The organism is Shewanella sp. 10N.286.45.A1 (genome assembly GCF_041470405.1).
Taxonomy (GTDB): domain Bacteria; phylum Pseudomonadota; class Gammaproteobacteria; order Enterobacterales; family Shewanellaceae; genus Shewanella.
The window spans coordinates 1-7,708 of record NZ_JBFRMK010000121.1; the positions used below are offsets into that span (position 1 = coordinate 1).

Annotated in this window: 9 protein-coding genes and 4 tRNA genes; 8 read left to right on the forward strand and 5 right to left on the reverse strand. The window is 42.0% G+C overall.

Annotated features, from left to right (window positions below):
* Positions 1-140: 140 nt before the first annotated feature.
* The 4 genes from rplT to thrS form a co-directional block, all read right to left on the reverse strand.
* Positions 141-500 (reverse strand): 50S ribosomal protein L20, encoded by a 360-nt coding sequence (gene rplT / locus AB4238_RS10060; protein WP_012325107.1) that lies wholly within the window; start codon positions 498-500, stop codon positions 141-143.
* Positions 501-518: 18 nt separating this feature from the next.
* Positions 519-713, reverse strand: a complete 195-nt coding sequence (gene rpmI / locus AB4238_RS10065) for a 50S ribosomal protein L35 (protein ID WP_012142466.1) — start codon at positions 711-713, stop codon at positions 519-521.
* An 86-nt stretch (positions 714-799) separates the two neighbouring features.
* A complete protein-coding gene (gene infC / locus AB4238_RS10070; protein ID WP_371995045.1) occupies positions 800-1,342 on the reverse strand; it encodes a translation initiation factor IF-3 in 543 nt (180 codons plus the stop codon).
* A gap of 3 nt (positions 1,343-1,345) precedes the next feature.
* A complete protein-coding gene (thrS, locus tag AB4238_RS10075; protein WP_372033344.1) occupies positions 1,346-3,274 on the reverse strand; it encodes a threonine--tRNA ligase in 1,929 nt (642 codons plus the stop codon).
* Between the two features lie 287 nt (positions 3,275-3,561).
* On the opposite strand from thrS, the gene AB4238_RS10080 reads away from it, so the two are divergent.
* The 3 genes from AB4238_RS10080 to AB4238_RS10090 all read left to right on the forward strand — a co-directional run bounded on the left by AB4238_RS10080 (position 3,562) and on the right by AB4238_RS10090 (position 4,869).
* Positions 3,562-3,825 carry a hypothetical protein gene (locus AB4238_RS10080; protein WP_372033346.1) on the forward strand — a complete coding sequence of 88 codons (264 nt, stop codon included), beginning with the start codon at positions 3,562-3,564 and terminating at the stop codon, positions 3,823-3,825.
* A gap of 104 nt (positions 3,826-3,929) precedes the next feature.
* Positions 3,930-4,667 (forward strand): pteridine reductase, encoded by a 738-nt coding sequence (locus AB4238_RS10085; RefSeq protein ID WP_372033347.1) that lies wholly within the window; start codon positions 3,930-3,932, stop codon positions 4,665-4,667.
* A gap of 1 nt (position 4,668) precedes the next feature.
* A complete protein-coding gene (locus AB4238_RS10090; RefSeq protein WP_371995029.1) occupies positions 4,669-4,869 on the forward strand; it encodes a CPXCG motif-containing cysteine-rich protein in 201 nt (66 codons plus the stop codon).
* A 245-nt stretch (positions 4,870-5,114) separates the two neighbouring features.
* Here AB4238_RS10090 and AB4238_RS10095 read toward each other — a convergent pair whose 3' ends face one another.
* Positions 5,115-5,729: a riboflavin synthase subunit alpha gene (locus tag AB4238_RS10095; protein ID WP_372033349.1), complete on the reverse strand. Its 615-nt coding sequence runs from the start codon at positions 5,727-5,729 to the stop codon at positions 5,115-5,117.
* Between the two features lie 32 nt (positions 5,730-5,761).
* Here AB4238_RS10095 and AB4238_RS10100 point away from each other — a divergent pair, with 32 nt between their 5' ends.
* The 5 genes from AB4238_RS10100 to AB4238_RS10120 all read left to right on the forward strand — a co-directional run bounded on the left by AB4238_RS10100 (position 5,762) and on the right by AB4238_RS10120 (position 7,673).
* A complete protein-coding gene (locus AB4238_RS10100) occupies positions 5,762-7,120 on the forward strand; it encodes an MATE family efflux transporter (RefSeq protein WP_372033350.1) in 1,359 nt (452 codons plus the stop codon).
* Positions 7,121-7,287: 167 nt separating this feature from the next.
* Positions 7,288-7,364, forward strand: a tRNA-Met gene (locus AB4238_RS10105).
* 2 nt (positions 7,365-7,366) lie between these two features.
* Positions 7,367-7,443: transfer RNA gene (locus AB4238_RS10110), tRNA-Val, on the forward strand.
* Between the two features lie 26 nt (positions 7,444-7,469).
* Positions 7,470-7,546 (forward strand) — tRNA-Val (locus tag AB4238_RS10115).
* Between the two features lie 50 nt (positions 7,547-7,596).
* Positions 7,597-7,673 (forward strand) — tRNA-Met (locus AB4238_RS10120).
* Positions 7,674-7,708 lie beyond the last annotated feature (35 nt).

Sequence of the window (7,708 nt, forward strand, 5' to 3'; positions counted from 1 at the left end):
GTGAACGGCATTAGGCGTTAAGCCTGCTTTTTTTATGTCTGAAACCAAGACATTAATGATTGCATTTTTGTTCTAACATACAGATTTCAGATACAAAAAAGGGAGCCCAAAGGCTCCCTTTTTACAAGAATCAAAGCTAATTACTTAGCTAAAGCTTCTTTTGCTTTTTCTACTAAAGTTGTAAATACAACTTTATCAAAAACAGCGATGTCAGCCAGGATCTTACGATCGATTTCAATAGAGGCTTTTTTCAAACCATTAATGAAACGGCTGTAAGACAGACCATTTTGACGAGAAGCCGCATTGATACGTGCAATCCAAAGTTGACGGAATTGACGTTTCTTCTGACGACGGTCACGGTAAGCATATTGACCAGCTTTAGTTACTGCTTGAACAGCAACACGGTAAGTACGAGAGCGAGCTCCGTAATAACCTTTGGCTAATTTAAGTACTTTCTTGTGACGAGCACGAGCGGTTACACCACGCTTAACTCTAGGCATTGTTCATTGCTCCTTTAATTAAGCGTATGGTAGTTGACGTGCAATTGCTGGCACATCAGACTTAGCTACTTGACATTTTGCACGTAAGTGACGTTTACGCTTAGTGCTCTTCTTGGTCAAAATATGACGTAAATGGGCTTGCTTGCGTTTGAAACCATTAGCAGTTTTCTTAAAACGCTTCGCTACACCCTTGTCTGTTTTCATTTTAGGCATTGCTAAAACTCCGCATTGGGACAATTAATAAAACGCAAGGCGAGCAGAGACCTTAACAGACCCCTGCTACTTTTATGGTTGCCTTACTATTTCTTTTTCGGCGCAAGAACCATGACAGCTTGACGACCTTCCATTTTAGGGAAAGACTCCACGACTGCAATTGCTTCCAAATCAGCTTTGATACGGTTCAAAAGATCCATACCTAGGCTTTGGTGAGCCATCTCACGACCACGGAAACGAAGCGTTACTTTCGCTTTGTCGCCGTCTTCTAGAAAACGAGTCAGGTTGCGTAGTTTTACCTGGTAGTCGTTTTCATCTGTACCGGGACGGAATTTTATTTCCTTCACCTGTACAATTTTCTGCTTCTTTTTTTGTTCCTTTTGAGCTTTCGCTTTATCAAAAAGGAACTTACCGTAGTCCATTACACGGCAAACCGGCGGCTCGGCATTAGGACTAATTTCTACTAGATCGACACCTGCTTCATCAGCAACTTCCTGTGCTTCTCTAATAGTCATGATACCTAATTGCTCACCGTCAAGACCGTTAAGACGGACTTCTGATACACCAGTGATGAGCTCGTTTATTCTATTCGGGGCCGCCTGGCGCCCTGCTGTTTTTTTGATCTTTATGACCTAATCCTCCAACAAATTGAGACTACGGAGCGAAATTTCATTCTTGAGCTTAGTAGCAAATTCTTGGATTTGCATCTTACCTAAGTCAACACCATCTCGGGTGCGCACCGCTACTTCCTTATTTTCCATTTCTTGATCACCAACGACCAATAAATAAGGTACACGCCTTAACGTGTGCTCGCGTATTTTAAAGCCTATTTTCTCATTCCTCAAGTCTTTAGTTGCACGAATTCCATGTTCTTTGAATAAATTAACGACTTCGTCCACATAATCAGACTGTTTATCGGTAATATTCATCACAACAACTTGTTGTGGAGCTAACCAAGTTGGGAATTTTCCGGCGTACTCTTCGATAAGAATACCCAAGAAGCGCTCTAAAGAACCTAATATCGCGCGGTGGATCATTACTGGCGTCTGACGACTATTGTCTTCAGCCACATAAGTTGCACCTAAACGACCTGGTAATGCGTAATCTAATTGTACCGTACCACACTGCCATGCACGATCTAAACAATCATGAAGTGTGAATTCAATCTTAGGTCCGTAGAATGCGCCCTCACCTGGAAGAATTTCAAACTCTATATCGTTAGATTTCAGCGCTTGCTTCAATGCTTCTTCTGCTCGGTCCCACATATCGTCATCGCCGATACGTTTCTCAGGGCGAGTTGAAAGCTTAACCACGATATTCTTGAATCCAAATGTTTCGTATGTGTCATACACCATTTGAATACATGCACTCACTTCCTGCTGAACTTGCTCTTCAGTACAGAAGACATGTGCATCATCTTGAGTAAAACCACGAACGCGCATCAAGCCATGTAATGAACCTGACGGCTCGTTACGATGACAGCAACCAAATTCAGCCATGCGTAACGGTAGGTCTCGGTAAGACTTAAGGCCTTGGTTGAAGATTTGAACGTGTCCAGGACAGTTCATAGGCTTAATCGCATATTCACGACTTTCTGAATTAGTTGTGAACATACCGTCAGCGTACTTATCCCAGTGCCCTGAGCGTTCCCACAACACACGGTCCATCATTAATGGACCTTTAACTTCTTGATAAGTATATTGGCCAAGCTTTTGACGAATGAACTTCTCGAGTTCTAGGAATAAGCTCCAACCATCATTATGCCAAAACACCATGCCAGGTGCTTCTTCTTGCATATGGTACAAGTCTAGTTGCTTACCAATTTTACGGTGATCACGCTTAGCAGCTTCTTCTAGGCGGTTAAGGTGCACTTTCAATGCTTTCTTATCTGCCCAAGCTGTACCGTATATACGTTGCAGCATTTTGTTATCAGAATTACCACGCCAGTATGCACCCGCAACGCTCATTAACTTAAAGTTTTGGCAAAACTTCATGTTGGGAACGTGTGGACCGCGACACATGTCGACATATTCTTCATGGTGGTAAAGCGCTGGAGTCGCATCTTTACTAATATTCTCATCAAGAATTTCAATTTTGTAGCTCTCACCGCGAGCTTCAAAGGTATCACGCGCTTCTTGCCAGCTAACTACACGCTTATCGACTGCATAGTTAGTTTTAGCAAGTTGAGTCATGCGCTTTTGCAGCGCATCAATATCTTCCTGGGTTAATTTATGATCTAAGTCGATGTCATAGTAAAAACCGTTATCGATAACTGGACCAATCGCCATTTTAGCTTCAGGCCAAAGTTGCTTAAAAGCATGACCAAGCAAATGTGCACAAGAGTGGCGAAGGATCTCTACACCCTCTTCATCTTTAGCTGTGATGATAGACAGTTCAGAATCGGTATCAATGATATCGCAAGCATCTTTTAGCTCACCATTAACACGTCCAGCAATACAAGCTTTCGCAAGGCCGGGACCAATATCAGCAGCAACATCTAAAGTTGAAACGGGTTGAGCAAACTCACGTTTGCTTCCATCAGGAAGTGTAATTACAGGCATGATTGTTCCTTTTCCAGTGGTGACCCCCACGTAGGGCCACTTGGGTTTAATAAATAAGAGTTATAACGCCACTGGGACAAGACCGTACAGGAGTCTATGTTTTCCAACGCGTAAGGGCGTAATTCTAAGGGATAGCGCCCAGTTGATGCAAGTTTTAACTCTATATTAGTTTTTCTAATTCAAATAATGAGAAAAGGTCATAAGAGACAATAGAAAATAGTAGCTAATTGTCACATAAATATCATCACTTAACGCTAATCTATCCGCGTCTAATCAAGGAGGACAGTATGATAAACGTAATAATATTAACAGCGGCACTTTCCACTATTAGTGCTGAAGCTAATCAACAGGAAACAATAGAAGTGGCCATAGTTGAAAAAACAACACTATTGATGGAACTACAACAGCAACTCGATATCAGCATGGCGATACTGGCACAGCAAGTAGATACAAGTATTACCGATACGACACTTGATATAGCGTTTAAGACTGGACAAAAACGTACCACTAATTTGCTAACAGAAAAACCAAGCTTTATCGCTGCAGATTAATCGATGCTAGTATTTTTGATGGCTAATTAACTATTAATTGTATGGAGCACATTTATAAGGCGATAATAACTCTAAATATACTACTCATTTTATGGGATCACATAATGAACAAATGGGCACTCATCACTGGCGCGGCAAAACGCATTGGCAACAGTATAGCTAAACAGTTACATTCTGATGGGTTTAACATCATTGTTCACTACAGCAAGTCCTGTACTGAAGCCATAACATTACAATCTGAACTGAACGACATTAGGCCTAATTCTGCGCAAATAATGCAGGCCGAACTAAACAATCAATTTGAGCTAGAACATTTAATAGCATCGCTAAAATGCCAATCTTTGCCTATCAGTATATTAATAAATAATGCCGCTGAATTTTATCCTACCCCATTAGGTAATACCGACTATAAAAAAGCGCAACAACTGCTTGCTACAAACTTACTGGCGCCCTATTTACTCGCCGAGCAATTAGCACCTTCTCTCAAAGAACATAGCGGCTGTATCATCAATTTAATTGATATTCATGCTAAGCGCCCACTAAAAGATCATGGGCTATACTCTATATCAAAGGCAGCACTTGAGATGGCAACGCTTTCGCTGGCACAAGAGCTCGCTCCTGACATCCGTGTTAATGGAATTGCACCAGGGGCGATACTTTGGCCAGAACAATCAGATGATAATTCTCAACAGCATGTCTTAGCAGAGATCCCTTTAGCAAAACTCGGTCAAGCAGAGGATATAGCTAAACTGGTATCTCATTTGGTGAGCGCCCCTTATATCTCTGGACAGATTATCGCGGTAGATGGAGGGCGAAGCGCAGTCGGATTTATCGGAGCTTAATATGCGATTTATTAATAAAACCATTTCATGCCCACATTGTGGACATCATCAACACCTTAATATCGACGCAACAGCTGGCGATCAAGATTATTATGAAGATTGCCGAGTATGTTGCAATCCGATTCATATGCGGATGCACATTGATGAATCACGTTTGAAAGTAGAGCTTTATATCGACTCTGATGACGAACAGATTTACTAGAGGCTGTTTGATGCTTTTTTGTCACAATCGATGGGCTATTTTGACAAGGCAGTAGCTATGATGTTTAGCCGTTCTAACAATGCGATAAAACACCTTTATAATAGCTAAGAAGCGCGGCTATTCGGCCTCGCTTCAGTGCTTTATCGCTACGTTAGATATTATGGCACAGCCCGTTAATTACCATCTCTCACAGCTTATGCCAAAAGCATTAACTTCAAAAAAAGCAAGCTAGATGGTCCGACTAGCTAGTCACCAAAACGCTTAGCTAACACCCTTTCAACGGTATCGACTATCGCCTGTGTTTGACTGTCTATTTCTATATTAAAGTTTTCTCCTACTTCATATTTATCTAAGTTGGTTAACTTCAGCGTTTCAGGGATAAGATGCAGCATAAAACTAGTGTCAGTGACTTCACCAACCGTCAAGCTACAACCATTTACGCCGACGAAACCTTTATAAAGAATATAGTTCATCCATTTAGGCTCAACAGACAAGCAAATGTCATAATGCTTATCTGTTTTACTGATTGATTTCAGCTCAGCTTGGGTATGAACATGTCCAGATAAAATATGGCCACCAATCTCACTACCAAACGTTAATGAACGTTCGATGTTAACCTGTGATCCAGATCTCAGATTTACTAGGTTAGTAAGTTTGAGGGTCTCTTCCATTACATCAAAAAACACCCTATCATCTTCAATTCTTGTAACTGTTAAACAAACACCGTTATTTGCGACACTTGCCCCTAGTGAAAGTCCCTCGCGCAAATCCGGTCCAATAGCGATTTGTAATGTATTTAACCCCGGTTTTTTATCAATCGCTAACACTTCACATGTTGCTTGAACTATACCTGTAAACATTTTATCTCTCGTATGTATTAAGGGCTCACTCAATGAACCACTCTGGCTTTCAGGCCAAACGCTTAATTCAATTAGCACTACCAGTACTAATTGCCCAAGTTACCCAGACCATGATGGGTTTTATCGACACTGTAATGGCAGGTCGTGTTAGTGCCGTAGATATGGCTGCTGTTGCTATTGGCTCCAGTCTTTGGCTGCCTGCACTGTTATTTGTACAGGGGCTACTTATGGCGTTTACGCCTGTATTTGCACATCATCATGGTGCTGAAAATCAAAAGGCTATACAACCGTTAGCATTTCAAGCTGGATATATTGCCATAATAGGCAGCGCAGGTGTGATGTTCTTTCTCTCACTTGCAGACAATATTCTAGCACTCATGAATTTAGAACCTGAACTCGCCGCGTTAAGCGTTGGCTACCTTGATGGCTTTATGTGGGGAGTTCCAGCATTTGTTCTCTACCAAGTACTTCGCGGTTGTAGCGAAGGGATCTCATACACATTACCGACAATGGTCATCGGTTTTGTTGGTTTAGCCGTTAATATTCCCGCTAACTACATCTTTATATACGGTCACTTTGGCGTACCAGCTATGGGAGGCGCCGGTTGTGGCATTGCAACCGCATTAGTTTTCTGGGCAATGTTTATCGCAATGATTATTTACATGCAGTTCAACGCAAAATTTAAAGAACTCGCGCTCTTCAAGTCATTTCATTTACCTGACTTAAAAATCATGGTTGATATGACAAAGCATGGATTTCCTATCGCGATGGCGCTTTTTTTCGAAGTAAGCTTATTCGCCATTATTGCGCTTCTGCTCGCCCCACTAGGCGCGACGGTTGTAGCGGGCCATCAAATTGCTCTTAATTTTTCGTCAATTGTATTTATGCTGCCACTATCTATTGGTATAGCAGTGTCAATTCGTGTGGGCTACTACCTTGGACAAGATAAGCCAGAGATCTCAGCGATGATCACGCGATTAGGGCTAATCATCTCTTTTTCTCTCGCTGTATTTACCGCTGTAATTACTGTGCTGTTCAGGCAAGAGATTGCGTTACTCTATAATGATGATCCTGAAGTTATCACTTTAGCTGTTAGTTTGATGCTCTTTGCTGCTATCTACCAGCTGTCCGATGCAGTACAGGTTGTAACGGCGGGTGCATTACGTGGTTATAAAGATACTAGAAGTGCTTTTTATATTACCTTAGTTGCTTATTGGGGCGTCGGCATGACACTTGGCTATACATTGGCTAGAACTGACCTCATAGTGCCAGCTATGGGTGCGCAAGGATTTTGGATAGGACTAATAGCAGGCCTAACAGCTGCAGCAATATTGTTTGCTATGCGACTGAGGTATATCCAGAAAAACGGCGTAAAACTTTCTTCAATGTAATTTATTTACGCTGTTTAAGTGCAAAAATGCTTAAACAGCAGTCAAGTTGTGCATCAAAACAGCATTTAGCGCAAAAGAGTGTTTTTTTACTTGCACCAATCCCGCATCGACCGTACTATAGCGCTCGTTCCAAGGCATCAGCCAACAGAACAGGCAATATAAACAGTCGCGGGATGGAGCAGTATGGTAGCTCGTCGGGCTCATAACCCGAAGGTCGTTGGTTCAAATCCAGCTCCCGCAACCAATACAACCGTAGCTCAGTTGGTTAGAGCACTACCTTGACATGGTAGGGGTCGGTGGTTCGAATCCACTCGGTTGTACCAAACTGTTTGTTTGCAAATGTAAAAATACAACCGTAGCTCAGTTGGTTAGAGCACTACCTTGACATGGTAGGGGTCGGTGGTTCGAATCCACTCGGTTGTACCAATTCTTATTAGTTGAATTCAAATACTAAGTTTCATTTAGAAACATCCGGACGCGGGATGGAGCAGTATGGTAGCTCGTCGGGCTCATAACCCGAAGGTCGTTGGTTCAAATCCAGCTCCCGCAACCAATTCTTTAATAGTAGAATTAAATTAACTATAGCGT